Here is a 22,259-nt window from a genome sequence, read left to right on the forward strand (position 1 = left end):
CGTGATCCTTGCGAAGGGGGAGTGCCGGCCACCTCGACCGGCCAACATTAGGAGACCCTAACCTAACTCTTGGGTGCCTCGCGCACAGGTTCGCCGTCTACGCCCCGTCGTGCCGGTGGGCGCGGTGCCCGTCCCGGTCGAAGATCATGATGACCTCGGCCCCTCCGCATTTCCCTAGGAAAATGCGCACTCCTTCCGTATTTCCCTAGGGAAATCTCCACCCTTCCGGTGATTTCCCTAGGGAAATGCGCCAGCACGACCTCGTCCCAGCTGCCGCCGCGTCGAGACCGACGCCATCGCCGCGGCCCTCGCCGCCCGCGCGGGATGGACCGTCGACGTGCACGACCGGCGTGAGCGACCCGCCGGCGCCGTGTCGACCCACCACGTGCACGACGTCGTGCTGCGGGCACGGAGGGCCGGCTGACGGGTGCGACAATCGGGGCCATGAGCCCCGCCCCCGATGCCGCCCAGCGGCAGGCCGCCGCCGATCTCGAGCTGCGTGAGCGCATGCGCCGCGTCGAGGAGGGCATCCTCGAGCGCGCTCCCGAGCACGACCTCGAGCCGAGCCTCGACCGCATCCGCGCCGTGCTCGACCTGCTCGGCGAGCCGCAGCGCACCTTCCCCGTCATCCACGTCACCGGCACCAACGGCAAGACCTCGACCGCCCGGATCGTCGAGTCGGTGCTGCGGGAGTCGGGCCTGAAGACCGGGCGCTTCACCTCGCCGCACCTGCAGGACATCCGCGAGCGGATCACCATCGGCGGCGAGCTCATCACCCGCCGGGCCTTCCTCGACGCGTGGGCCGACATCGCCCCCTTCGTCGACGCGGTGGACACCCGCTCGGTCTCCGAGGGCGGGCCGCGGATGACCTACTTCGAGGTGCTCGTCGCGCTCGCCTACACGGCCTTCGCCGACGCGCCGGTCGACGTCGCGATCGTCGAGGTCGGCATGGGGGGGTCCTGGGACGCGACCAACGTCGTCGAGGCCGACGTCGCCGTCATCACGCCCGTCGGCATCGACCACCAGCACTTCCTCGGCGACACCATCGAGGAGATCGCGACCGAGAAGTCCGGGATCATCCACCCCGACGCCATCGCCGTCAGCGCGCCGCAGGTGCCCGAGGTCCTCGAGATCCTGCGTGCCCGCGCCGACGAGGTCGGCGCCCGTCTCGTCGTCGAGGGCGAGGACTTCGGTGTCCTCGAGCGCGACGTCGCCGTCGGCGGCCAGATGATCTCGCTGCGCGGGCTGGCCGGCGACCACCCCGACCTGCTGCTCAACCTCCACGGAGCCCACCAGGCGAGCAATGCCGCGCTCGCGGTCGCGGCCGTCGAGGCCTTCCTCGGGGGAGGGGAGCAGCCCCTCGGCGAGGAGGTCCTCGCCGCGGGCCTCGCCGCCGCCACCTCGCCCGGGCGGCTCGAGATCGTGCGTCGCAGCCCGACCGTCGTCGTCGACGCCGCGCACAACCCACACGGGGCCGCGGTCCTCGCCGAGACGCTCAAGGACTCCTTCACCTTCACCCACCTCGTCGGTGTCGTCTCGATCTTCAAGGACAAGGACGTCGTCGGGATCCTCGAGGCGCTCGAGCCGGCCCTCGACGAGGTCGTCGTCACCCGCTCGACCTCCCCGCGGGCCATGCGGCCCGAGCGGCTCGGCGAGATCGCCGCGGAGGTCTTCGGCGACCACCGCGTCACCGTCGTCGACGCCCTGCCCGATGCCCTCGACCACGCGGCCCAGCTGGCGGACGAAGGGGGAGTCGCCGGCGGTGTGGTCGCCACCGGATCCATCGTCACCGTGGGCGAGGTGCGTCTGCTCCTCGGCGTCACCGACGTCGAGCGGCCCGTCGCGCCGCCGGTCGAGGTGCCCGTCGAGGTCGAGGACGAGGACTGACCTACCCTTGTCGACCGTGACGTCAGACCAGCAGCCGCGCCCGCGGGGCAAGTTCATGTGGCGGATGCTCGCCACCGTCGTCGGCGGTCAGGCGCTCGTCATCTTCTTCGGTGCCCTGACCAGCCGCGGCCTCGACCAGGAGCAGGCGCCCGTCGTGGCCGGCCTGACCCCCTTCGCCCTGTTGTGCGGCCTGGCCGTCCTCGCGCTCGTCTCCGCGGGACTCATGCGGCGGCCTTCGGGCCGGCGCTCGGATGGATCGTCCAGCTGCTGTCCATCCTCTCCGGAGTCTTCGTGACGATGATGTTCGCCGTCGGGGTGATCTTTGCGCTGCTGTACTTCTCCTGCGTCCGCATCGGCCGCCGCGTCGATCACGAGCAGGCCGAGCGGGCCGTGACCGAGCAGGAGAGCTGACCACGTGGACTACTTCACCGCGATCGTCCTGGGCCTCGTCCAGGGCCTGACCGAGTTCCTCCCCGTGAGCTCGAGCGCGCACGTCTCGATCGTCGGCCAGCTGATGGGTCAGGAGGACCCGGGCGCGGCCTTCACCGCGATCACCCAGCTCGGCACCGAGGCGGCCGTCGTCATCTACTTCTGGCGCGACATCACGACGATCATCCGCAAGTGGTGCCTCTCGCTCGCGGGCAAGGTCGCCACGGACGACCCCGACGTGCGCATGGGGTGGCTGGTCATCATCGGCACGATCCCCATCGGCCTGCTCGGCGTCCTCTTCCAGGACCAGATCGAGACGACCCTGCGCAGCCTGTGGATCACGGCGACGATGCTCCTCGTCTTCGCGCTCGTCATCATGGCCGCCGAGCGGGTCGGCACCCAGCGACGCGAGCTGACCGACCTGACGTGGCGGCACGGCGTCGGCTACGGGCTCTTCCAGGCGCTCGCGCTCATCCCCGGCGTCTCCCGCAGCGGTGGCACCATCGCCGGTGGTCTCTTCATGGGGTACACCCGCAAGGCGGCTGCCCGCTACAGCTTCCTCCTCGCCATCCCGGCGGTCATCGCCTCCGGCGGCCTGCAGGTCGTCAAGATCGCCGGCGGCGAGGGCACCGGCGAGACCGGCTGGGGGCCGATCATCATCGCCACGGTCATCGCCTTCGCGGTCGGCTACGCCGTCATCGCGTGGTTCATGAAGTTCATCGAGACGCACACCTTCACGCCCTTCATGATCTACCGGATCCTCCTGGCGCTCGGCCTCTTCGCCCTGCTGGGTACGGGCACGATCTCGGCGTGACTACGCTGGGCCCCGTGACCGAGACTGCGCAGACCGAACGTTCCCTGATCCTCGTCAAGCCCGACGGCTTCCGCCGTGGCCTCACCGGTGAGGTGATCCGCCGCATCGAGGCGAAGGGGTACACCCTCGCCGCCCTCGCCGTGGTCACCCCGACCCGCGAGCAGCTGGCCGCGCACTACGCCGAGCACGAGGGCAAGCCGTTCTACGAGCCGCTGCTCGACTTCATGTCCTCCGGCCCGGTCGCCGCGGTCGTCATCGAGGGCCAGGAGTGCATCAAGGGCTTCCGCTCCCTCGCCGGCGCGACGAAGCCGACCGAGGCCGCCCCCGGCACGATCCGCGGCGACCTCGGCCGCAAGTGGGCGGGCACGGTGGACGAAAACATCGTCCACGGCTCCGACTCCCCGGAGTCCGCCGACCGCGAGATCGGCATCTGGTTCCCGAGCCTCTGACGTGACTGGAGCCCGACGAGGACGCCGAGCTCTCCCGACCCTGGCCCGCGACCTGGCGATCGACCTCGGGACGGCCAACACCCTCATCCACCAGCAGGGTCGCGGCGTCGTGCTCGACGAGCCGAGCGTCGTGGCGCTGAGCGTCGAGACCGGCGGTCTCGCCGCGGCCGGTGGCCGGGCCAAGGAGATGCTCGGGCGCACCCCGGGCGCCTGCGTGCCGTGCGACCGCTGCGGGCCGGCGTCATCAGCGAGCCGGACGCCGCGGAGGCGATGCTGCGCTGGTTCACCGACCGCGTCGGGGTCTCCAGCGTCTTCCGACCCCGCATGGTCGTGTGCATCCCGAGCGATGTCACCGGGGTGGAGCGGCGCGCGGTCGAGGAGGCCGCGCTGCGGGTCGGCGCCCGACGCGTCTACCTCGTCGAGGAGCCGATGGTCGCCGCCATCGGCGCCGGCCTGCCGGTGACCGACACCGAGGCCTCGATGGTCGTCGACATCGGCGGTGGCTCGACCGACGTCGCCGTCATCGCCCTCGGCGGCATCGTCGCCTCGCGCAGCACCCGCGTCGCCGGTGACGCCCTCGACGACGCGATCGTCGACCACGTCCGCCGTCACCTCTCGCTGCTCCTCGGGGAGCGCAGCGCCGAGCACATCAAGGTCGAGGTCGGCTCCGCCTTCCCCCCTCGCCCGCGAGGTGAGCACCCGGGTGCGTGGTCGCGACCTCGTGACGGGTCTGCCCAAGACCGTCGACGTCGGCTCCGCGGAGATCCGCCGGGCCATCGCCGCACCGGTCGGGCAGATCGTCTCCCTCGTGCGTGACGTGCTCGACCGCTGCCCGCCGGAGCTGGCCGGTGACATCCTCCAGCGCGGCATCACCCTCACCGGGGGCGGCGCCCTGCTGCGCGGCATCGACGCCCGCCTGCGCCACGAGCTCGGTGTGCCGGTGACCGTGGCCGAGACACCTCTGCGGGCCGTCGTGCGCGGCGCGGGCCGGTGCGTCGACGACTTCGCCGCCCTGCAGCCCGTGCTCGTCGACGGTCATCGCTTCTGATGCGTCGCCGAGTCCTGCCGGTGCTGCTGGTGCTCACGGCCCTCGTGCTCCTGGCCGACCTCGCGGGGGGCGCCCCTCGGGCCGCTGCGCGGCGTCGGAGACCAGGTGCTCGGGCCGGTCGAGCGCCTCGTCGCGCCGGGGCCGGACGAGACCGACCGGCTCGAGCAGGACAACCTGCGCCTCGACGAGCAGGTACGCCGCCTCGAGGACCGCGAGGGCGTGGGCGACGAGCTCGAGCGCCTCGACCCCGACCTCGAGTCCGTCACGGCCCGAGTCGTCGCCCTCGACCGCGCGGGCGCCTCCGGCCCCGAGCGGGTCACCGTCGACGTCGGCCGGCGCGACGGTGTGCGCGCCGACAGCGCGGTCATCGCCCCGGATGGTCTCGTCGGTCGCGTCGTGTCCGTGGGGGAGTGGACGAGCGACGTCGAGGTCATCGGTGCCGACTCCTCCGTCGGCGTCCGCACGGGCGCGAAGGGGGTCATCGGCACCCTGTCGGGGTCGCACCCCACGACGACCCACGCCGCGGACGAGCTCGTCATCACCCAGCTGACCCGGGACCGGGCCCGCGAGGGCGACGAGGTCGTCACCCTCGGCAGCCCCGGCCAGCGGCCCTACCCGCCGGGTGTCCCGGTCGGCACGGTGACCCGGGTGGAACGGGCCCCCGGCCAGCTGACCGACACGGCCGTCGTCGAGCCCGCCGTCGACCTGGCGACCGTCGACGTCGTCGCCGTCGTCACCGGACCCGGGCGAGCCGCGGGCGGCTCGTCGTGACCGGTCTGCGGTGGCCGGTGCGTCTGGTCCTGCTGGCCCTGGCGCTCGTCGCCGTGCTCGCCCTGGGCGCGCGCGGCGTCGTCACCCCACCCGACCTCGTCGTCCTCGTCGTCGTCGGCGTCGCCCTCGCCGCGGGCTCGGGAGCCGGTGCGCTCACCGGCCTCGTCGGCGGGTGGCTCGTGGATCTCGCGCCACCCGTCGGGGTCCCCCTCGGTCTCTCCGCCCTCGGGTACGCGGCGGCCGGGTGGCTCGCCGGCTACGCGCACCGTCGTGCCGGGCACCCCTGGTGGTGGTCCCTGCCGGTCGTCGTCGGCGCCTGCCTCGTCACCCGTGCCGCGCCGGCGCTCGTCGACCTCGGCAGCGCGCGCCCGGTCGCCTGGGGCGCCCTCGCCTGGCAGGTCATCGCCACCGCGACGATCGGCCTGGTCCTCGTGACCCTCGTCGAGCGCGTCGAGGCCACCCTCGTGCAGCGGCGGTGGGCATGAAGCCTCGCGCCCCGCGGATGCAGGCGCGGATGCTCGCCTCCCTCGCCGTGCTCACCCTGCTCGCCGGTGTCCTCATCGGTCGCCTCGGTCAGCTGCAGCTGACCGACCACCCGGCAGGCGCCGACGGCGCGAGCGGTCCCGGCACCTCCCGCGTCACCCTGCCGGCCCTGCGCGGCCGCATCCTCGACCGCGAGGGTCGGCCGCTCGTCGACAATGCGGTGCGCACCGACGTGACGATCGACCGACGCGCTCTGGCCGACGCCGACGACGGTGGCCGAGCCACGGTGCGCCGCCTCGCGCAGGCGCTGGACCTCCCCTTCGACCGCATGTGGGGCCGCACGACCCTGTGCGGTGCGCCCGGAGCCGCCGACCCGCCGGACTGCTGGGCCGGCTCCGCCCTCGTGCCCGTGCCGCTCGCCGTCGACGTCGACCCGCAGGCCGCGGCGACGCTCACCGAGCGACCGGAGCTCTACCCGGGCGTCACCGTGACCAACCAGCCGGTGCGGGCCTACCCCCGCGCGGCCGGCGGTGGCGCTCCGCAGACGACCGGCTACCTCACCCGGTCGGAGGGGGACGACGGTGGTCTCGTCGGCGCCGCCGGCCTGGAGCTGCAGTACGACGAGCTGCTCCGAGGCACCCCGGGCCACAGCGACGTGCGCGTCGACGCCCGTGGCGTGCCGGTCGAGGAGACCGACCGGGAGGAGCCGGTCGCGGGCTCCGACCTCGTGACGACCCTCGACCTCGACGTGCAGCGCACGACCGAGCGGGCCCTCGCCGACGGGGTGGCCGATGCCCGCGACCGGGGCCACCGCGCCGACACCGCGGCCGCGGTCGCCCTCGACCTGCGTGACGGCGGGGTCGTCGCCTCGGCGAGCGTGCCCACCTACGACCCCTCGGTCTGGTCCCAGGGGGTGACCCAGACCCAGTACGACCGGCTGACGTCGGGGGAGGGCAGCCCGCTCATCGACCGGGTCACCGGGGTGGCGCAGCCGCCGGCCTCGACCTTCAAGGCGGTGACGCTGCCCGGCGCGGTCGCCGCCGGCACCGACCTCGACGACGAGGTCAACTGCTCGTCGTCGTACCGCACCGGGGGGGCGGACCTTCAACAACTTCGAGTCACGGGCCTACGGCATGATCAGCTGGCGCGAGGCGATCAAGGTCTCGTGCGACACGGTCTTCTACCGGGTCGCCGACCGGGTCTGGCGCGACCAGGGCGGTCTCTCGGGCGACGACGCCGGCGACCCCCTGATCAGCACCGCCCGCGACCTCGGGCTCGGCGCCCCGACCGGCATCGACCTGCCGGCGGAGTCCAGCGGCCGCATCCCCGACCGGGAGTGGAAGCGCGAGTGGTGGCGCACGACGAAGGACGCCTCCTGCCGCGCTGCGAAGCGCGGCCACCCCGAGGTCGAGGACCGCACCGAGCGGGCCTACCTGACCGCCCTCGAGCGGGACAACTGCCGCAGCGGCTACCAGTTCCGCCCCGGCGACGAGGTCAACCTGTCGATCGGGCAGGGCGACGTCACTGCCACGCTGCTGCAGATGGCCCGGGTCTACGGCACGATCGCCACCGGTGGCACCGAGCCGAGCCCCCACCTCGGTCGGGCGACGATCGCCCCCGACGGCCGGCGCACCCGGCTCGACGCGCCCGCGACGCGCGAGGTCGACCTGCCGGGGGAGTCCGGCAGCCTGCTGCGCACCGCCCTCGGCGACGTCGTGGACCGGCCCGGCGGCACCGCCCGGTCGGCCTTCGCCGGCTTCCCGCTGCGGCAGTGGCCGGTCGCCGGCAAGACCGGGACGGCCGAAGTCTACGGCAAGGAGGACACGGCGTGGTTCGTCTCGTACGCGCCGACGACTCGGCCCCGCTACGTCGTCGCGGTCGTCGTCTCCCAGGGCGGCACGGGCGGCGGGACGGCCGCGCCGATCGCCCGCGCGATCCACGAGGACCTCGCGGGCGTCGACGACTGACTCAGCAGCAGCGCGTGCCCGGGTTGCGCTCCTGCCAGGCGTAGTGCTCCCGCCAGAAGTCCGCGCGCGACGGCACCGGCCGGTCAGGGTGGACCCGCCGGAGGTGCTCGACGTACCGCTCGTAGCGGTCGGCCCCGGTCACCCCGGACACGAAGCGGCCCATCCGCCGCACGACGTCGAAGGGAGTGCCCGTCGCCGCGGTCACCCGCGCGGCCGCGATGAGGGCGAAGACGAGCTTCTCCCTTCCCGTCACGAGGTGCGGTGCCCGGACGGCGACCGGAGGTCGGTCGGGGTCGGTGCGGACCCGCTCGACGCCGTCGCGCTCCTCGACGAGGGGTCCCGTCTCGACGTGCTCGGTCATGTGACTCCTCGGCTCACCGCGATGTGATCTGGACTACGTGTCGGAACCTGACCGACCAGTGGCTAGGCTGTCGGACATGGCTGATTTCGACGTCGTTGTGCTCGGTGCTGGACCCGGTGGCTATGTGGCGGCGATCCGCGCCGCGCAGCTCGGCCACAAGGTCGCGGTGATCGAGAAGAAGTACTGGGGCGGTGTCTGCCTCAACGTGGGCTGCATCCCGAGCAAGGCGCTCATCAAGAACGCCGAGCTGGCGCACACCCTGACCCATGACAAGAAGAAGTTCGGCATCGAGGGCGACGCCACGATGTCCTTCGGCCCGACGCACGCCCGCTCCCGCCAGGTGAGCGCTGGCATCGTCAAGGGCGTCCACTTCCTCATGAAGAAGAACAAGATCACCGAGATCGACGGCTGGGGCACGATCACCTCCGCCAACACCGTCGACGTGGCGCTCAACGACGGCGAGACCAAGACGGTCTCCTTCGACAAGCTGATCATCGCCGCCGGCGCGACCACCCGCATGCTCCCGGGCGTCGAGGTGAGCAAGAACGTCGTCACCTACGAGGAGCAGATCCTCGGCGACAACCTGCCCGGCTCGATCATCATCGCCGGCTCCGGCGCCATCGGCGTCGAGTTCGCCTACGTGCTCAAGAACTTCGGCGTCGACGTCACCATCGTCGAGTTCCTCGACCGGATGGTCCCGACCGAGGACGCCGACGTGTCCAAGGAGCTGGCCAAGCACTACAAGAAGCTCGGCGTCAAGGTCATGACGAGCACCAAGGTCGAGTCCGTCGAGGACACCGGCTCCGGCGTCAAGGTCACCGTCACCCCGGCGAAGGGGGGGCGACGCCCAGGTCCTCGAGGCCGACCGCCTCCTGTCCGCCATCGGCTTCGCCCCGCGCACCCAGGGCTACGGCCTGGAGTCGATCGGGGTCGAGCTCACCGAGCGCGGCGCCATCGCGATCGACGAGTACTGCCGCACCAACGTCGACAACGTCTACGCCATCGGTGACTGCACCGCGAAGATGATGCTCGCCCACGTCGCCGAGGCCCAGGGCGTCGTCGCCGCGGAGCACATGAGCGGTGCCGAGACCATGCCGGTCGACTACGACTTCATCCCGCGCGCGACCTACTGCCACCCGCAGATCGGCTCCTTCGGCTACTCCGAGGAGCAGGCGAAGGACAAGGGCTTCGACGTCAAGACCGCGACCTTCCCCTTCACCGCCAACGGCAAGGCCATGGGTCTGGGCGACGCGGTGGGCTTCGTCAAGGTCGTCGCCGACGCGGAGCACAACGAGATCATCGGCGCCCACATGATCGGCCCCGACGTCACCGAGCTGCTCCCGGTCCTCACCCTCGCGCAGAAGTGGGACCTCACCGCCGACGAGGTCGCCCGCAACGTCTTCGCGCACCCGACGCTGTCCGAGGCGGTCAAGGAGGCCGTCGAGGGCATCGCCGGCCACATGATCAACTTCTGATTAGGGACGAAGGGGAGGCCGCTGCTAACCTTCAACGGTTGCCGTGAGAATCGGCCGCGGATCCACAGAGCCCCGGTGAACCAGCCCGGGCGCGCCGCGCAACGAACCAAGAATGGAGCAGTGTCGCAGCATGCCGCTGACCGCTGAAGTCAAGAAGCAGATCATGGCCGAGTACGGCACCGTCGAGGGCGACACCGGCTCCCCGGAGGTCCAGGTCGCGCTCCTCACCCAGCGCATCAAGGACCTCACCGAGCACGCTCGTGAGCACAAGCACGACCACCACAGCCGTCGTGGTCTGCTGCTCCTCGTCGGCAAGCGCCGTCGGCTCCTCCGCTACCTGGAGAGCACCGACATCGAGCGCTACCGTGCGCTGATCAAGCGCCTCGGCCTTCGCCGATAATAGCTTCGTGAAGAGCGGTTCCCGTCCCTGGGGGCCGCTTCTTCGCGTATCCGGGGGGATCCTCCCTCCGGCACAACTGAAGAGTGACAACCGAAGATCGTCCAGACCGAAGACCTGACCGGGGCACAACGACGATGCTCCCGGTAGTAGAGAGAAAAGGAGGACCCGATGGAGGGTCCTGAGATCCAGTTCGCCGAGGCCACGATCGACAACGGCCAGTTCGGCACCCGCACCATCCGGTTCGAGACCGGCCGCCTCGCCAAGCAGGCCGGCGGCGCCGTCGCCGCCTACCTCGACGGCGAGACCATGCTCCTGTCGACCACGACGGCCGGCAAGACCCCCAAGGACCACTTCGACTTCTTCCCGCTGACGGTGGACGTGGAGGAGCGCATGTATGCCGCGGGTCGCATCCCCGGCAGCTTCTTCCGCCGTGAGGGCCGTCCCAGCACGGACGCCATCCTCACCTGCCGGCTCATCGACCGCCCGCTGCGCCCGACCTTCCGCAAGGGTCTGCGCAACGAGGTCCAGGTCGTCATCTCGGTGCTGTCGGTCCACCCCGACCACCAGTACGACGTGCTCGCGATCAACGCCGCGTCGGCGTCGACCCAGATCTCCGGGCTGCCCTTCTCGGGCCCGATCGGTGCCGTCCGCGTCTCGCTCATCGACGGCCAGTGGGTCGCCTTCCCGAATTTCAGCGACATCGAGCGCTCGACCTTCGACATGGTCGTCGCCGGCCGCGTTGTCGACGGCGGTGACGTCGCGATCATGATGGTCGAGGCCGAGTCCACCGAGTCGACCTGGGACCTCGTGAAGACCCAGGGCAAGACCGCCCCGACCGAAGAGGTCGTCGCCGAGGGCCTCGAGGCCTCCAAGCAGTTCATCAAGACGCTCTGCGACGCGCAGGCCGACCTGGCTGCCAAGGCCGCCAAGCCGGTCCAGGAGTTCCCGATCTTCCTCGACTACGAGGACGACGCCTACGCCGCCGTCGAGGCCGCCACCTCCGGTGACCTCGCCACCGCGCTGACCATCGCCGGCAAGCAGGAGCGCGAGTCGCGCCTCGACGAGATCAAGGACGCCATGAAGGCCTCCCTCGCCGGGACCGAGGAGGCTCCCGGTGAGTTCTTCGGCCGTGACAAGGAGCTGTCCGCGGCCTTCCGCTCCGTGCAGAAGGCGCAGGTCCGCCAGCGCATCCTGCGCGACAAGGTCCGCATCGACGGCCGTGGCCTCGCCGACATCCGCGCCCTGGGCGCCGAGGTCGAGGTCCTGCCGCGCGTGCACGGCTCGGCGCTCTTCGAGCGCGGCGAGACCCAGATCATGGGTGTCACCACGCTCAACATGCTCAAGATGGAGCAGCAGATCGACTCGCTGAGCCCGGTCACGCGCAAGCGCTACATGCACAACTACAACTTCCCGCCCTACTCGACCGGTGAGACCGGCCGCGTGGGCAGCCCGAAGCGCCGCGAGATCGGCCACGGTGCGCTCGCCGAGCGTGCGCTCCTGCCGGTGCTGCCCTCCCGCGAGGAGTTCCCGTACGCGATCCGTCAGGTCTCCGAGGCCCTCGGGTCCAACGGCTCGACCTCGATGGGCTCCGTGTGCGCCTCGACGATGTCGCTGCTCAACGCCGGTGTGCCGCTGCGCGCCGCCGTCGCCGGCATCGCGATGGGTCTGGTCTCCGACGAGGTCGACGGTGAGACCCGCTACGCGGCGATGACCGATATCCTCGGCGCCGAGGACGCCTTCGGCGACATGGACTTCAAGGTCGCCGGTACCCGCGAGTTCGTCACCGCGATCCAGCTCGACACCAAGCTCGACGGCATCCCCGCCTCGGTCCTGGCCGGCGCGCTGACCCAGGCTCGTGACGCGCGGATGCACATCCTCGACGTCATGAACGAGGCCATCGACGCCCCGGACGAGATGGCTCCGACCGCTCCGCGGATCATCACGGTCAACGTGCCCGTCGACAAGATCGGCGAGGTCATCGGCCCGAAGGGCAAGATGATCAAGCAGATCCAGGAGGACACCGGCGCCGACATCAGCATCGAGGACGACGGCACCGTCTTCATCGGTGCGGTCGACGGCCCGTCCGCCGACGCCGCGCGCAACGCGATCAACGCGATCGCCAACCCGCAGATGCCCGAGGTCGGCGAGCGCTTCCTCGGCACCGTCGTCAAGACCACGACCTTCGGCGCCTTCATCTCGCTGACGCCGGGCAAGGACGGCCTGCTGCACATCTCCGAGGTGCGCAAGCTCGTCGGTGGCAAGCGGATCGACGCCGTCGAGGACGTCGTCGCCATCGGCCAGAAGGTCCAGGTCGAGCTCAAGGAGATCGACCCCCGCGGCAAGCTGAGCCTCGCCGCCGTCCTCACCCCCGAGCAGGAGGCCGCCCTGGCCGCCGACTCGAAGGGCGATGACGAGGGTGGTCGTGGCGGTCGCCGTGAGGGCGGTCGTGAGGGTGGCCGCGAGGGCGGTCGCGACGGTGGTCGTGAGGGTGGCCGCGAGGGCGGTCGCCGTCGTCGCCGCCGCGGCGACAACGACTCCGCGGACTCCGGCGAGGGCTCCGGCTCCGACGAGTCGGGCGACGCGCAGGACGACTGACCACTGGGGTCTCCGCAAGGGGGCCGGCTCTCCTCCGGGAGGGTCGGCCCCCTTCGTCGTGCCTGTGGACGGTCGACCGGCGAGCCGCGCGACCCTCTCCTACGGTGATCCGGACACACGCCACACACCAGGGGGAACCATGAAGGCCGTGCGCCTGCTCATCGGGGTCATCGCACTCGTGCTCGTCGTCGTGGGGGCGATCCTCGTCCCGCACTCGGGCGCCCCGAGCGTCACCGGCAGCGAGGTCGAGCGCGTCCTCGACGTCCCGCCGTCCGGGTGATGGGCGCAGGCATCATGAGGAAGCCCCCGGCACCGTGCGGTGTCGGGGGCTTCCTGGTGCGGGGGAGCGGTGGCTCGGTCAGGCAGCGTGACGCGCGGTGCGACGGGTCTCGTCGATCCAGCGCATCTCCATGCGGGTCCGGCCGTCCTCTCCACGCACGGCGACCCAGGTGCAGGTCAGCTTCGGGGCGGGTCGAGTCGTCTCGGTCTTCTTGAGGGTGGTAACGGTCATTGCGGACACCTCCTGTTCACTTTCTGTTCATGTACGACCCTAGCACCAAAGTGAACGGAAGGTGAACACGCTGCCCGGTCGAGCGCGTGTCGCCCGGCTTCGTAGGCTGTGCCCATGACGACGAAGGTGGCAGTGATCGGCGCCGAAGGGCGCATGGGTGCGACGGCCTGCGAGGCGGTCGAGGGTGCGGACGACCTCGAGCTCGTCGGCCGCTTCGACGAGGGCGACGACCTGGGCGATCTCGGGGGCGCCGACGTCGTCGTCGAGTTCACCGTCCTGTCCGCCAGCGAGCGCAATGTGCGCCACTGCGTCGAGCGCGGCGTCCACGTCGTCGTCGGCACCTCCGGCTGGACGGACGAGCGGGCGGCGCAGCTGCGCACCGAGGTCGAGGCGAAGGGGGGAGTGGGCGTGCTCATCGCCCCCAACTTCGCCATCGGCGCGGTGCTGATGATGCAGTTCGCCAAGCAGGCGGCGCGCTTCTACGAGTCGGTCGAGGTCGTCGAGCTGCACCACCCGCGCAAGGTCGACGCCCCGAGCGGCACCGCCACCCGCACGGCTGAGCTCATTGCCGCCTCCCGGGCGGAGGCCGGGCTCGGTCCGGTCCCGGACGCGACGACCGACGACCCGGACGGCGCGCGCGGTGCGAGCGTCGAGGGTGTGCCGGTCCACGCCGTGCGTCTGCGCGGGCTCGTGGCGCACCAGGAGGTGCTCCTGGGCAACGAGGGCGAGACGCTGACGCTCCGCCACGACTCCTTCGACCGGGTCTCCTTCATGCCCGGTGTCCTCACGGGGGTGCGCGAGGTCGCCAAGCACCCCGGCGTCACGGTCGGTCTGGAGCACGTCCTCGGTCTCTGACCGGGGCGTGTCCCGCGGCGTCGGCGCGGTCAGCCCCAGCCGAGGGCGCGCAGGCCCGCGGCCAGCGCGGCGGCGGCGAAGACGACGATGACGAAGTTGGCCCGCACCCACAGCAGCACGACGGCCAGCGCGACGGCGGCCAGACGGGCGTCGACGACGATGCCGTCGTTGCCGCCGACGGTCTGCGTCACGAGCAGGCCGGCGAGCAGGGCGACCGGGAGCAGCCCGATGATCCGGGACCGGCGCCGACCGTCGACGAGGGACTCGGGCACGAGGTAGCCGACGTACTTCGTCACGAAGCCGAGCACGCACGCGGCGAGCACGCAGACCCACAGGCTGGTGGCGCTCACAGCAGGTCTCCTTCCGGTTGCTCGATGTCGTGGGCGCTGCTCGGCCCGGCGGAGGCCAGTCCGATGACGATCGCCGCGATGGCGGCGAGGAGCACGGGCACGCCGGCCGGCATCGGGGCGAAGCTGATGAGGGCGATGGCGGCGGCCAGGGCGGCCGTCACCTGTCCGGTGCGGTCCTTGAGCCGGGGCCAGATGAGCGCGACGAAGGCGGCAGCAGCGGCGGCGTCCAGGCCCCACACGCGCGGGTCGCCGATGGCATTGCCGACGAGCGCGCCGACGAGGGTCGACAGGTTCCAGAAGGCGTAGACGCCCAGCCCGGCGGCCCAGAAGCCGGTGCGCTGCACCTCGGGCTGCTCCTGGGCGAGGGCGACGGCGGTCGACTCGTCGATCGTCAGGTGGGCGGCGGCCGCCCTGCGCCACCCGAGCAGCCGCAGCACGCGGGCGAGCTGGAGCCCGTAGAGCCCGTTGCGGATGCCGAGGAGGGTGGAGGTCGCGACGGCGGTGACCGAACTGCCGCCGGAGGCGATGATGCCGACGAGGGCGAACTGCGAGCCGCCGGTGAAGAGCAGCAGGGACAGCGCGACGGTCTGCCACACGTCGAGCCCGGCGGCGATGCCGAGGGCCCCGAAGCTCACGCCGTAGACGCCGGTCGCCAGCCCGACGGACAGTCCTTGGCGGCGGGCGGCGGCGTGCTCGGCGGCGAAGGGGGCCGCGCTCACGGCGTCTCGTCCGTGAGGGCCGCGACGAGTCGGACCTCCCGGGCGGTGTCGCCGTCGGGGGAGATGACGCGGTCGCGGTAGGCGCCGTCGGGCACGAGCCCGGCGCCGGTGAGGAAGCCGCGCAGGGCCTCGTGCTCGACGAGGCTCCAGGTCGCGACGTGCTCGGCGCCGGCCTCGCGCAGGATGTCGACGGCAGCGTTGACCAGGCGGGAGCCGTGACCCTGGCGCCGGTGCCCGGGGTGGACCCCGAGGGCGGTCACCTCACCGGTGGTCTGCCCGGCGTCGGGGTCCTGGCTGGGGCCGATGGCGACGAACCCGACCACCTGCTCGCCGGCGCAGGCGACGAGGAGGCGGTGCACCCCTTCGGGCGGTGTGCGAAGGGAGTCCGCCCACGCCGCGGCGAAGGCCCGCGGGTCGAAGGCGGCGTGCACCTGCGGTGGCACGACGCCGTCGTAGGCCTGCTGCCAGACGAGGGCCTGCACCTGCCCGACGGTCGTGGCGTCGTCGGCCGTGGCGCTGCGGACGCTGGCGTCGGCGGTCGTCATCAGCGGCCGACGAACCGGGGGGAGCGGCGCTCGCCGAAGGCGCGCTGCCCTTCGGCGAGGTCGTCGCTGGCCCAGGCGCGGGCGAAGGCGGTGGCGTAGTCGGCGTCTGGGCCGGGGGTGGCGCCCATGCCGAGCTTCGAGCCGGCCTGGGTGAGCGGGGCGAGAGCCACCGTGCGGTGGGCCAGCCCGAGAGCGGTGTCCAGGCCCCCGCGCTCCTGCGCGAAGCCGAGGCGCCACGCGTCGTCGTCGGTGAGGACGGCGGCGGTGAGCACCATGTGGCGGGCGGCGCCCTCGCCCCACATGCGGGTCACGCGGTCGAGGGTCCACTTGTCGACCATGAGGCCGAGCTTGGCGACGGGCACGGCGAAGCGGGCGGGGGAGTCGACGACGCGGATGTCGCAGGCGACGGCCAGCTGCATGCCCAGACCCATGCACGAGCCGGAGATCGCGGCGATTGTCGTCACGGGGACCGCGGCGAGGTGCTGGAGCACCTCCGCGAGACGCTCGGTGAAGGAGACGTCCTCGAGCTCGGTGAGGTCGGCGCCGGCGCAGAAGTGCCCCTCGGCACCGGTCAGGACGAGGGCCCTCGACCCGCCCTCGACGGCGGCCACGACCGCGGCGTGCAGCTCCTCGAGCGTCGCCAGGTCGAGGGCATTCCGCCGGTGGGTGCGGTCGATCGTCAGGACGGTGACGTCGTCGGTGGTCTCGCTGAGGATGGGCACGTCGTCAGCATACGGAGGGGCTCAGGCGGCGAGCAGCAGCCCTCCCAGCGCGACGAGCCAGCTGACGAAGCTGCCGACGAGGAAGTACTCGGTCACCTTGTCGATGTCGGAGGCGCGGGTGTCGTCCTCGCTGCGGGCGTGCGACCTCAGCTCGGGCCAGCGGATGAGCCCCTTGGCGGCGATGACCAGGCCGGCGGCGGTGAGCTCACCGGCCAGGCCGAGCCCGAGGATGAAGAGGCGCTCGAGCGGGCCGAGCAGCCGCCCGCCGCGCAGCTCGCCGTCGACGCCGCCGGTCACCGGTCCGGCCGGCAGGGCACCCGTCGTCACGAGCACCAGGCGCACGAGCCGGTTGCCGGTCGCGAGCTGGACGAGGGTGAGCCCGGCGAGCAGCAGCGCCCGGTCGGGGGCCGGCTGCCACGGCAGGTGGCTCCAGGCCAGCCAGTCGGCGAACCACCCGCCGACGGGCGGCGCCCAGCCGGAGGCGAGCAGCTGAACGCCCACGGCCGCGGCGAAGACACCGAGTGCCAGCGCGTGACCGCGGCCCCGGTCGGCCCGCTCCGCGCACACGAGCCACGCGACGAGACCGGCGACCGCGAGAGCCGTGAGGGCGACGCCACCCCAGGTCGCGAGCAGGCCGGTCGCGGATGCGATGACGACGAGCAGCAGCACCCCGGCGGCGGGCACGCCACGGGTCTCACGAGGCGCGTCGGAGGGCTGCGGGCCGAGGCTGCGCAGCAGGTCCGCGAGACCGATGGTGATGAGCAGGACGGACAGGACGCTCACGGGAGCCCTCCGAGGTCGGCGTCGAGGCGGACGAGGTGGTCGAGGGCGTCGCGGTGCACCCGCCGCGAGACGGCCGTGGGGGGAGACGTCTTCCGCCTCGGCGAGCGCCCGCTGGCTGGTGCCGTGCAGCAGTCCCCGCAGCAGTCGGTGGGAGCGCTCGTCGAGGTCGGCCAGGAGCAGGTCGCGGTGCTGCAGGGCGGCGTCGAGGGCGGTGCCGGTGGGGGAGTCCTCGCGCCACCGGGTGCGCACGACGCGGCCGTCGGCCCGGGCGGCACTCTCGGCGTCCTTGGCCAGGGTGATGGCCTCGCGGGCGAGCCACCAGCCGGGCCCGTCCTGGACGGTGCCGTCGTCGCTGAGCGCGGTGACCTCTCCGTGGCCCAGACCGTAGCGGGTCTCGACCTCCGGCAGCAGCCCGGTGCGCAGCAGCAGGGCAGCGTGCACCGCCTGCCCGCGGCGGGCCCACGCCCCCTGGAACTCGTCGCCGACGGTGATCCGCACCGGGTGCACGGGGTCGGTCGTCGCGTTGATTGTGGCGATGACCTCCTCGAGCCGCGCGTGCAGACCACGGCGGTCGGCCGCGGTGCGGGAGCCGACGACGTCACCGATGAGGGTGGCCACGGAGGTCATGTGAACACTCTACAGCGATATCGACGAAAATAAACAGATATGGTTGATCTACCTGTTGGTGAACTCATGAGGTTCACGTTCGTAGGTGACGAAGTCGAAGCCCTCGCGCGGGTCCCGGCGCACCTCGCGCCACACGCGCGCATCGACCTCGGGGAAGAAGACCTCCGCCTCCGGCGAGCGGTCGATCTCGGTCAGCTCCAGCCGCGAGGCCAGGTCGATCGTCTGCCGGTAGATCTCACCGCCACCGAGGACGTGCACCTCGCCGGGGCCGGCGGCGACGAGGGCCTCGGCGAGCGAGTGGACGACGATCGCGCCGGGGGCCGACCACGCGTGGTCGGAGGTGACGACGATCGTCGTGCGGCCCGGCAGCGCCCGTCCGATCGAGTCCCAGGTCCGCCGCCCCATGATCATCGTGCCGCCCATGGTCAGCGCCTTGAAGTGCGCCAGGTCCTCGGGCAGGTGCCACGGCATGCCACCGTCGACGCCGATGGCCCGGTTGGCCCCGAGCGCCGCGACGAGGACGAGCCGCTGGTCGTGCCCCAGCTCGACGAAGGGAGCCAGCCCCCCGTCCCGCAGCCCCTCCAGCACGACCCGCTCGTGCGGCACGACGAGCGCGGGCAGCTCCGCGAGCGGCCACCACCGCAGGTCGGCCGCCTTGTCCGGCTCGCGCAGCGTCGGCTCGCCCGACCAGGCGGTGACGTGGAAGAAGAAGTCGGCGCGCTGCTCGCGCACCCCGGCGAGCGTCGAGCGCTGCACCGTCGTCAGGGGAGTCGCCTCGAGGACCCGCACGCCCAGCTCCTCGTCGACCTCGCGCGCCAGGGCCTGGCTCGGGGCGCTGGCGTCCTCGACGTGGCCGGCGGCCCCGCAGGCCCACCACCCGTCCATGAATCCGGTGCCGCGACGCAGCTGGAGCAGCACCTCGGTCCCGCCGTCGCCCTCCCGGGTCATCACGGCGTAGGCGGCGGCGAGCAGGGGCACCCGGCCGCGCAGCTCCTCGGGGACGGGGCGGGGCAGGCTCATACGGCGATCGGCGCCTTGATCGAGGGCGCGGCCTCGTAGCCGACGAGGGTGAAGTCCTCGAGCTCGTAGGCGTCGATCGAGTCGCGGGGCGCGATCTCCATCCGCGGCAACGGACCGGGGGTGCGGGTCAGCTGCAGGTCCGTCTGCTCGAGGTGGTTGAGGTAGAGGTGCGCGTCACCGAGGGTGTGGACGAACTCGCCCGGCTCCATGTCCACCTGCTGCGCGACCATCATCGTCAGCAGCGCGTACGAGGCGATGTTGAAGGGCACGCCGAGGAAGATGTCGGCGCTGCGCTGGTAGAGCTGGCACGACAGGCGGGGGCGGCCCCCTTCGCTCGCCGGGGTGACGTAGAACTGGAACATCGTGTGGCAGGGCGGCAGCGCCATCTCGCCGACCTCGGCGACATTCCACGCGGAGACGATGTGCCGCCGGCTGTCGGGGTTGGTCCGCAGCCCCTCGATGACCTGCGCGATCTGGTCGACGGTCGACCCGTCGGGCGTCGGCCAGGAGCGCCACTGGTGCCCGTAGACCGGCCCGAGGTCACCCTGCTCGTCGGCCCACTCGTCCCAGATGCTGATGCCGCGCTCCTGCAGCCACCGCACGTTGGTGTCGCCGCGCAGGAACCACAGCAGCTCACCGATGATCGAGCGCAGGTGCAGCTTCTTCGTCGTGAGCACGGGGAAACCCTCCGACAGGTCGAAACGCATCTGGTGGCCGAAGACGCTCCGGGTGCCCGTGCCGGTCCGGTCGGACTTGACGACCCCGTGGTCGCGGACGTGCTCGAGGAGGTCGAGGTACTGGCGCATGGCGCCACGATAGACGCCGCCACCGACGGCTACGCTGAGCCGCATGACGACTTCCCCCTTCGGACGGGTGATCACCGCGATGGTGACCCCCATGACCCCTGACGGCGCGGTGGACACGAAGGGCGTGGCCGCCGTCGTCGAGCACCTCGTCGCCACCGGACACGACGGTGTCGTCGTCAACGGCACCACCGGCGAGTCGCCGACCCTCAGCTCCGCCGAGAGCATCGCGATGGTCGAGACGGTCAAGGAGGCGGCCGGTGACCGGCTCGCCGTCACCGCGGGGGTCGGCTCCAACAACACCGCCCACGCCATCGAGATGGCTGGCCAGGCCACCGCGGCCGGCGCCGACGGCCTGCTCGTCGTCTCCCCGTACTACAACAAGCCCACCCAGCCGGGCCTGCTCGCGCACACCCGCGCCATCGCCGACGCCGCCGAGCTGCCGGTCATGCTCTACGACATCCCGGGGCGCACCGCGACCCCCTTCGCCGTCGAGACGCTCGTCGCGCTCGCCGACCACGAGCGGATCGTCGCGGTCAAGGATGCGAAGGGGGACCTCTGGGCCGCCTCGCAGGTCATGGCCGCGACCGACCTGCTCTGGTACTCCGGTGCCGACGAGCACAACCTCGCGCACCTCGCGCAGGGCGCCCACGGCGTCGTCTCCGTCGTCGGGCACGTCGCCGGCCGTGAGTACCGCGCGATGATCGAGGCCGTCGACGCCGGCGACCTCGCGACCGCCCGCGAGATCCACCACCGCCTCATCCCCGTCACCAATGCCCTGATGTCGACCTCGCAGGGCGCGATCATGGCCAAGGCCGCCCTCGTCGAGCTCGGTGTCATCGAGCACGCCGCCGTGCGCCTGCCCTACGTCGAGGGGCCGGCCGAGCACCTCGAGGTGCTGCGCGCCGGCCTGACCGCCTCCCGGATCGGAGCCACCGCATGAGCCACCCGCACCCCGACCTCGAGCTGCCGCCGCCGCTGGCGAAGGGGGCGCTGCGCGTCATCCCGCTCGGGGGCCTCGGCGAGGTCGGCCGCAACATGGCGGTCATCGAGCACGACGGCCAGCTGCTCATCATCGACTGCGGTGTCCTCTTCCCCGAGGACCACCAGCCGGGCGTCGACCTGATCCTCCCGGACTTCGACTACATCCTCGACCGGCTCGACGACGTCCAGGCGATCGTCCTCACTCACGGCCACGAGGACCACATCGGCGCCGTGCCCTACCTGCTCAAGCACAAGCCGGACATCCCGCTCGTCGGCTCGATGCTCACGCTGGCCCTCGTCGAGGCCAAGCTCAAGGAGCACCGGATCAAGCCCTACACGCTCGGCGTGCGCGAGGGCGGGCGCGAGTCCTTCGGCGTCTTCGACTGCGAGTTCATCGCCGTCAACCACTCGATCCCCGACGCGCTGGCGGTCTTCGTGCGCACCGAGGGCGGCACGCTGCTGCACACGGGCGACTTCAAGATGGACCAGCTCCCGCTCGACCGGCGCCTCACGGACCTGCGGGCCTTCGCCCGGGTCGGCGAGGAGGGGGTCGACCTCTTCCTCACCGACTCGACCAATGCCGAGGTCCCGGGCTTCACGACGCCCGAGCGGGAGATCGGCCCGGCGATCGACACCGTCTTCCGCAAGGCGCGCCGGCGGATCATCGTCGCCTGCTTCTCCAGCCACGTGCACCGTGTCCAGCAGGTGCTCGACGCGGCCGAGCGCAATGGCCGCAAGGTCGCGATGGTCGGGCGCTCGATGGTGCGCAACATGCGCATCGCCGCCGACCTGGGCTACCTGCACGTCCCCGACGGGGTGCTCGTCGACGTCAAGAAGCTCGACAACTACCCCGACGACGAGGTCGTGCTCATCTGCACCGGCAGCCAGGGCGAGCCGATGGCCGCCCTGTCGCGCATGGCCAACCGCGACCACCGGATCGACGTCGGTGACGGCGACACCGTGCTGCTCGCCTCGAGCCTGATCCCCGGCAACGAAAACGCCGTCTACCGGGTCATCAACGGTCTGATGCGGCTCGGCGCCGACGTCGTGCACAAGGGCAATGCCAAGGTGCACGTCTCCGGGCACGCGAGCGCCGGCGAGCTGCTCTACTGCTACAACATCGTCAAGCCGCGCAATGTCATGCCGGTCCACGGCGAGTGGCGCCACCTCGTCGCCAACGCCGACCTGGCCATCGCGACGGGCGTCGACCCCGACCACGTCGTGCTCGCCGAGGACGGCGTGGTCATCGACCTCATCGACGGTCGCGCCCGCATCGCCGGCGCCATGCCCTGCGGCTACGTCTACGTCGACGGCTCGAGCGTCGGGGGCGCCACGGAGGAGCTGCTCAAGGACCGCCGCATCCTGCGCGACGAGGGCTTCATCTCCGTCATGGTCGTCGTCGACTCCTCGAGCGGCAAGGTCGTCGCCGGCCCGGAGATCACCGCCCGCGGCTTCGCCGAGGACGACGAGATCTTCACCCAGGTCAAGCCCAAGATCGTCGCGGCCCTCGACGAGGCCGCCCGCAAGGGCACGACCGATACCCACCAGCTGCAGCAGGTCGTGCGCCGCGCGGTCGGTGGCTGGGTCGGCGGCAAGATCCGTCGCCGCCCGATGATCATCCGGTGGTCGTCGAGGCCTGAGACCGCCCGGGGGGCGAAGGG

Annotated in this window: 23 protein-coding genes and 4 pseudogenes; 18 read left to right on the plus strand and 9 right to left on the minus strand. The window is 71.9% G+C overall.

What is annotated here, in order from left to right; all coding sequences use genetic code 11:
* The first annotated feature begins 444 nt into the window (after positions 1-444).
* From B277_RS05580 to B277_RS19465, 11 genes and pseudogenes are all read left to right on the plus strand, one after another.
* Complete coding sequence (locus B277_RS05580; protein ID WP_007926063.1) at positions 445-1,887, plus strand: bifunctional folylpolyglutamate synthase/dihydrofolate synthase; 1,443 nt, start codon at positions 445-447, stop codon at positions 1,885-1,887.
* 16 nt (positions 1,888-1,903) lie between these two features.
* On the plus strand, positions 1,904-2,182 hold the full coding sequence (locus B277_RS17885) for a hypothetical protein (protein ID WP_007926072.1): 279 nt from the start codon (positions 1,904-1,906) through the stop codon (positions 2,180-2,182).
* Positions 2,179-2,298: a hypothetical protein gene (locus B277_RS18890; RefSeq protein WP_338009734.1), complete on the plus strand. Its 120-nt coding sequence runs from the start codon at positions 2,179-2,181 to the stop codon at positions 2,296-2,298. The genes B277_RS17885 and B277_RS18890 overlap by 4 nt, the downstream gene beginning before the upstream one ends.
* A gap of 4 nt (positions 2,299-2,302) precedes the next feature.
* A complete protein-coding gene (locus tag B277_RS05590; RefSeq protein WP_007926076.1) occupies positions 2,303-3,130 on the plus strand; it encodes an undecaprenyl-diphosphate phosphatase in 828 nt (275 codons plus the stop codon).
* Positions 3,131-3,144: 14 nt separating this feature from the next.
* Entirely contained in the window at positions 3,145-3,579 is a 435-nt protein-coding gene (ndk, locus tag B277_RS05595; protein WP_007926078.1) for a nucleoside-diphosphate kinase, read from the plus strand.
* A gap of 1 nt (position 3,580) precedes the next feature.
* A pseudogene (gene mreB / locus B277_RS05600) lies at positions 3,581-4,395 on the plus strand (rod shape-determining protein MreB).
* Positions 4,301-4,627 (plus strand): rod shape-determining protein, encoded by a 327-nt coding sequence (locus tag B277_RS20475; protein ID WP_007926082.1) that lies wholly within the window; start codon positions 4,301-4,303, stop codon positions 4,625-4,627. Before mreB ends, B277_RS20475 begins: the two are co-directional and overlap by 95 nt.
* Positions 4,628-4,732: 105 nt before the next feature.
* Complete coding sequence (gene mreC, locus B277_RS05610) at positions 4,733-5,398, plus strand: rod shape-determining protein MreC (protein WP_007926085.1); 666 nt, start codon at positions 4,733-4,735, stop codon at positions 5,396-5,398.
* Positions 5,395-5,883 carry a rod shape-determining protein MreD gene (gene mreD, locus B277_RS15850; protein ID WP_007926086.1) on the plus strand — a complete coding sequence of 163 codons (489 nt, stop codon included), beginning with the start codon at positions 5,395-5,397 and terminating at the stop codon, positions 5,881-5,883. The genes mreC and mreD overlap by 4 nt, the downstream gene beginning before the upstream one ends.
* Positions 5,884-5,912: 29 nt before the next feature.
* Positions 5,913-6,917 (plus strand): annotated as a pseudogene (locus tag B277_RS19460) (penicillin-binding transpeptidase domain-containing protein); the annotation flags it as partial.
* A 97-nt stretch (positions 6,918-7,014) separates the two neighbouring features.
* Positions 7,015-7,848 (plus strand): penicillin-binding transpeptidase domain-containing protein, encoded by an 834-nt coding sequence (locus tag B277_RS19465; protein ID WP_051987899.1) that lies wholly within the window; start codon positions 7,015-7,017, stop codon positions 7,846-7,848.
* Between the two features lies 1 nt (position 7,849).
* On the opposite strand, the gene B277_RS18895 is transcribed toward B277_RS19465, so the two are convergent.
* Positions 7,850-8,209 (minus strand): YbdD/YjiX family protein, encoded by a 360-nt coding sequence (locus B277_RS18895; protein ID WP_007926088.1) that lies wholly within the window; start codon positions 8,207-8,209, stop codon positions 7,850-7,852.
* Positions 8,210-8,285: 76 nt separating this feature from the next.
* Between B277_RS18895 and lpdA the strand changes: the two are divergent.
* The 4 genes and pseudogenes from lpdA (at position 8,286) to B277_RS17370 (ending at position 12,959) form a co-directional block, all read left to right on the plus strand.
* Positions 8,286-9,684, plus strand: a pseudogene (lpdA, locus tag B277_RS05630) (dihydrolipoyl dehydrogenase).
* 130 nt (positions 9,685-9,814) lie between these two features.
* Positions 9,815-10,084, plus strand: coding sequence for a 30S ribosomal protein S15 (gene rpsO / locus B277_RS05635; protein ID WP_007926089.1), 270 nt, complete (start codon positions 9,815-9,817; stop codon positions 10,082-10,084).
* 168 nt (positions 10,085-10,252) lie between these two features.
* Entirely contained in the window at positions 10,253-12,679 is a 2,427-nt protein-coding gene (locus tag B277_RS05640) for a polyribonucleotide nucleotidyltransferase (protein WP_007926091.1), read from the plus strand.
* 139 nt (positions 12,680-12,818) lie between these two features.
* Positions 12,819-12,959, plus strand: coding sequence for a hypothetical protein (locus B277_RS17370; RefSeq protein WP_156811739.1), 141 nt, complete (start codon positions 12,819-12,821; stop codon positions 12,957-12,959).
* A 78-nt stretch (positions 12,960-13,037) separates the two neighbouring features.
* Here the strand turns inward: B277_RS17370 and B277_RS17375 are convergent, their stop codons facing one another.
* Complete coding sequence (locus B277_RS17375; protein WP_156811740.1) at positions 13,038-13,190, minus strand: hypothetical protein; 153 nt, start codon at positions 13,188-13,190, stop codon at positions 13,038-13,040.
* A gap of 114 nt (positions 13,191-13,304) precedes the next feature.
* Between B277_RS17375 and dapB the strand changes: the two genes are divergently transcribed.
* Positions 13,305-14,045 carry a 4-hydroxy-tetrahydrodipicolinate reductase gene (dapB, locus tag B277_RS05645; RefSeq protein WP_040880901.1) on the plus strand — a complete coding sequence of 247 codons (741 nt, stop codon included), beginning with the start codon at positions 13,305-13,307 and terminating at the stop codon, positions 14,043-14,045.
* Positions 14,046-14,074: 29 nt separating this feature from the next.
* Here the strand turns inward: dapB and B277_RS05650 are convergent, their stop codons facing one another.
* From B277_RS05650 to B277_RS05685, 7 genes are read right to left on the minus strand one after another with little or no spacing between them, the layout of a single operon-like run.
* The gene (locus B277_RS05650; protein WP_007926098.1) at positions 14,075-14,395 is read right to left on the minus strand and encodes an AzlD domain-containing protein; all 321 of its coding nucleotides are present in this window, start codon (positions 14,393-14,395) and stop codon (positions 14,075-14,077) included.
* Entirely contained in the window at positions 14,392-15,114 is a 723-nt protein-coding gene (locus B277_RS05655) for an AzlC family ABC transporter permease (RefSeq protein ID WP_007926100.1), read from the minus strand. The genes B277_RS05650 and B277_RS05655 overlap by 4 nt, the downstream gene beginning before the upstream one ends.
* Positions 15,111-15,659, minus strand: coding sequence for a GNAT family N-acetyltransferase (locus tag B277_RS05660; RefSeq protein ID WP_007926103.1), 549 nt, complete (start codon positions 15,657-15,659; stop codon positions 15,111-15,113). The genes B277_RS05655 and B277_RS05660 overlap by 4 nt, the downstream gene beginning before the upstream one ends.
* Positions 15,659-16,381 (minus strand): enoyl-CoA hydratase-related protein, encoded by a 723-nt coding sequence (locus B277_RS05665; RefSeq protein ID WP_007926105.1) that lies wholly within the window; start codon positions 16,379-16,381, stop codon positions 15,659-15,661. Before B277_RS05665 ends, B277_RS05660 begins: the two co-directional genes overlap by 1 nt.
* A gap of 21 nt (positions 16,382-16,402) precedes the next feature.
* Positions 16,403-17,791: a SatD family protein gene (locus tag B277_RS18335; protein ID WP_007926108.1), complete on the minus strand. Its 1,389-nt coding sequence runs from the start codon at positions 17,789-17,791 to the stop codon at positions 16,403-16,405.
* A 48-nt stretch (positions 17,792-17,839) separates the two neighbouring features.
* Complete coding sequence (locus B277_RS15870) at positions 17,840-18,811, minus strand: dihydrofolate reductase (RefSeq protein ID WP_007926110.1); 972 nt, start codon at positions 18,809-18,811, stop codon at positions 17,840-17,842.
* Positions 18,808-19,617 carry a thymidylate synthase gene (locus B277_RS05685; RefSeq protein WP_007926111.1) on the minus strand — a complete coding sequence of 270 codons (810 nt, stop codon included), beginning with the start codon at positions 19,615-19,617 and terminating at the stop codon, positions 18,808-18,810. Before B277_RS05685 ends, B277_RS15870 begins: the two co-directional genes overlap by 4 nt.
* A 43-nt stretch (positions 19,618-19,660) precedes the next feature.
* Here B277_RS05685 and dapA point away from each other — a divergent pair, with 43 nt between their 5' ends.
* Together dapA and B277_RS05695 are read left to right on the plus strand one after the other, a co-directional pair.
* Positions 19,661-20,557, plus strand: a complete 897-nt coding sequence (gene dapA / locus B277_RS05690) for a 4-hydroxy-tetrahydrodipicolinate synthase (protein WP_040880903.1) — start codon at positions 19,661-19,663, stop codon at positions 20,555-20,557.
* Positions 20,554-22,238 (plus strand): annotated as a pseudogene (locus B277_RS05695) (ribonuclease J). Before dapA ends, B277_RS05695 begins: the two are co-directional and overlap by 4 nt.
* The last annotated feature ends 21 nt before the right edge of the window (positions 22,239-22,259 follow it).

The organism is Janibacter hoylei PVAS-1 (assembly GCF_000297495.1).
Lineage (GTDB): Bacteria > Actinomycetota > Actinomycetes > Actinomycetales > Dermatophilaceae > Janibacter > Janibacter hoylei.

What these genes read in the sequence shown, in the direction of transcription:
- B277_RS05640 (WP_007926091.1), top strand. Translation starts at nt 10,253, where the DNA reads ATGGAGGGTCCTGAGATCCAGTTCGCCGAGGCCACGATCGACAACGGC.
- B277_RS17370 (WP_156811739.1), top strand. Translation starts at nt 12,819, where the DNA reads ATGAAGGCCGTGCGCCTGCTCATCGGGGTCATCGCACTCGTGCTCGTC.
- B277_RS05660 (WP_007926103.1), bottom strand. Translation starts at nt 15,659, where the DNA reads ATGACGACCGCCGACGCCAGCGTCCGCAGCGCCACGGCCGACGACGCC.
- B277_RS18895 (WP_007926088.1), bottom strand. Translation starts at nt 8,209, where the DNA reads ATGACCGAGCACGTCGAGACGGGACCCCTCGTCGAGGAGCGCGACGGC.
- B277_RS15870 (WP_007926110.1), bottom strand. Translation starts at nt 18,811, where the DNA reads ATGAGCCTGCCCCGCCCCGTCCCCGAGGAGCTGCGCGGCCGGGTGCCC.
- B277_RS19465 (WP_051987899.1), top strand. Translation starts at nt 7,015, where the DNA reads ATGATCAGCTGGCGCGAGGCGATCAAGGTCTCGTGCGACACGGTCTTC.
- B277_RS18335 (WP_007926108.1), bottom strand. Translation starts at nt 17,791, where the DNA reads ATGACCTCCGTGGCCACCCTCATCGGTGACGTCGTCGGCTCCCGCACC.
- B277_RS05685 (WP_007926111.1), bottom strand. Translation starts at nt 19,617, where the DNA reads ATGCGCCAGTACCTCGACCTCCTCGAGCACGTCCGCGACCACGGGGTC.
- rpsO (WP_007926089.1), top strand. Translation starts at nt 9,815, where the DNA reads ATGCCGCTGACCGCTGAAGTCAAGAAGCAGATCATGGCCGAGTACGGC.
- B277_RS05580 (WP_007926063.1), top strand. Translation starts at nt 445, where the DNA reads ATGAGCCCCGCCCCCGATGCCGCCCAGCGGCAGGCCGCCGCCGATCTC.
- dapA (WP_040880903.1), top strand. Translation starts at nt 19,661, where the DNA reads ATGACGACTTCCCCCTTCGGACGGGTGATCACCGCGATGGTGACCCCC.
- B277_RS17375 (WP_156811740.1), bottom strand. Translation starts at nt 13,190, where the DNA reads ATGACCGTTACCACCCTCAAGAAGACCGAGACGACTCGACCCGCCCCG.
- dapB (WP_040880901.1), top strand. Translation starts at nt 13,305, where the DNA reads ATGACGACGAAGGTGGCAGTGATCGGCGCCGAAGGGCGCATGGGTGCG.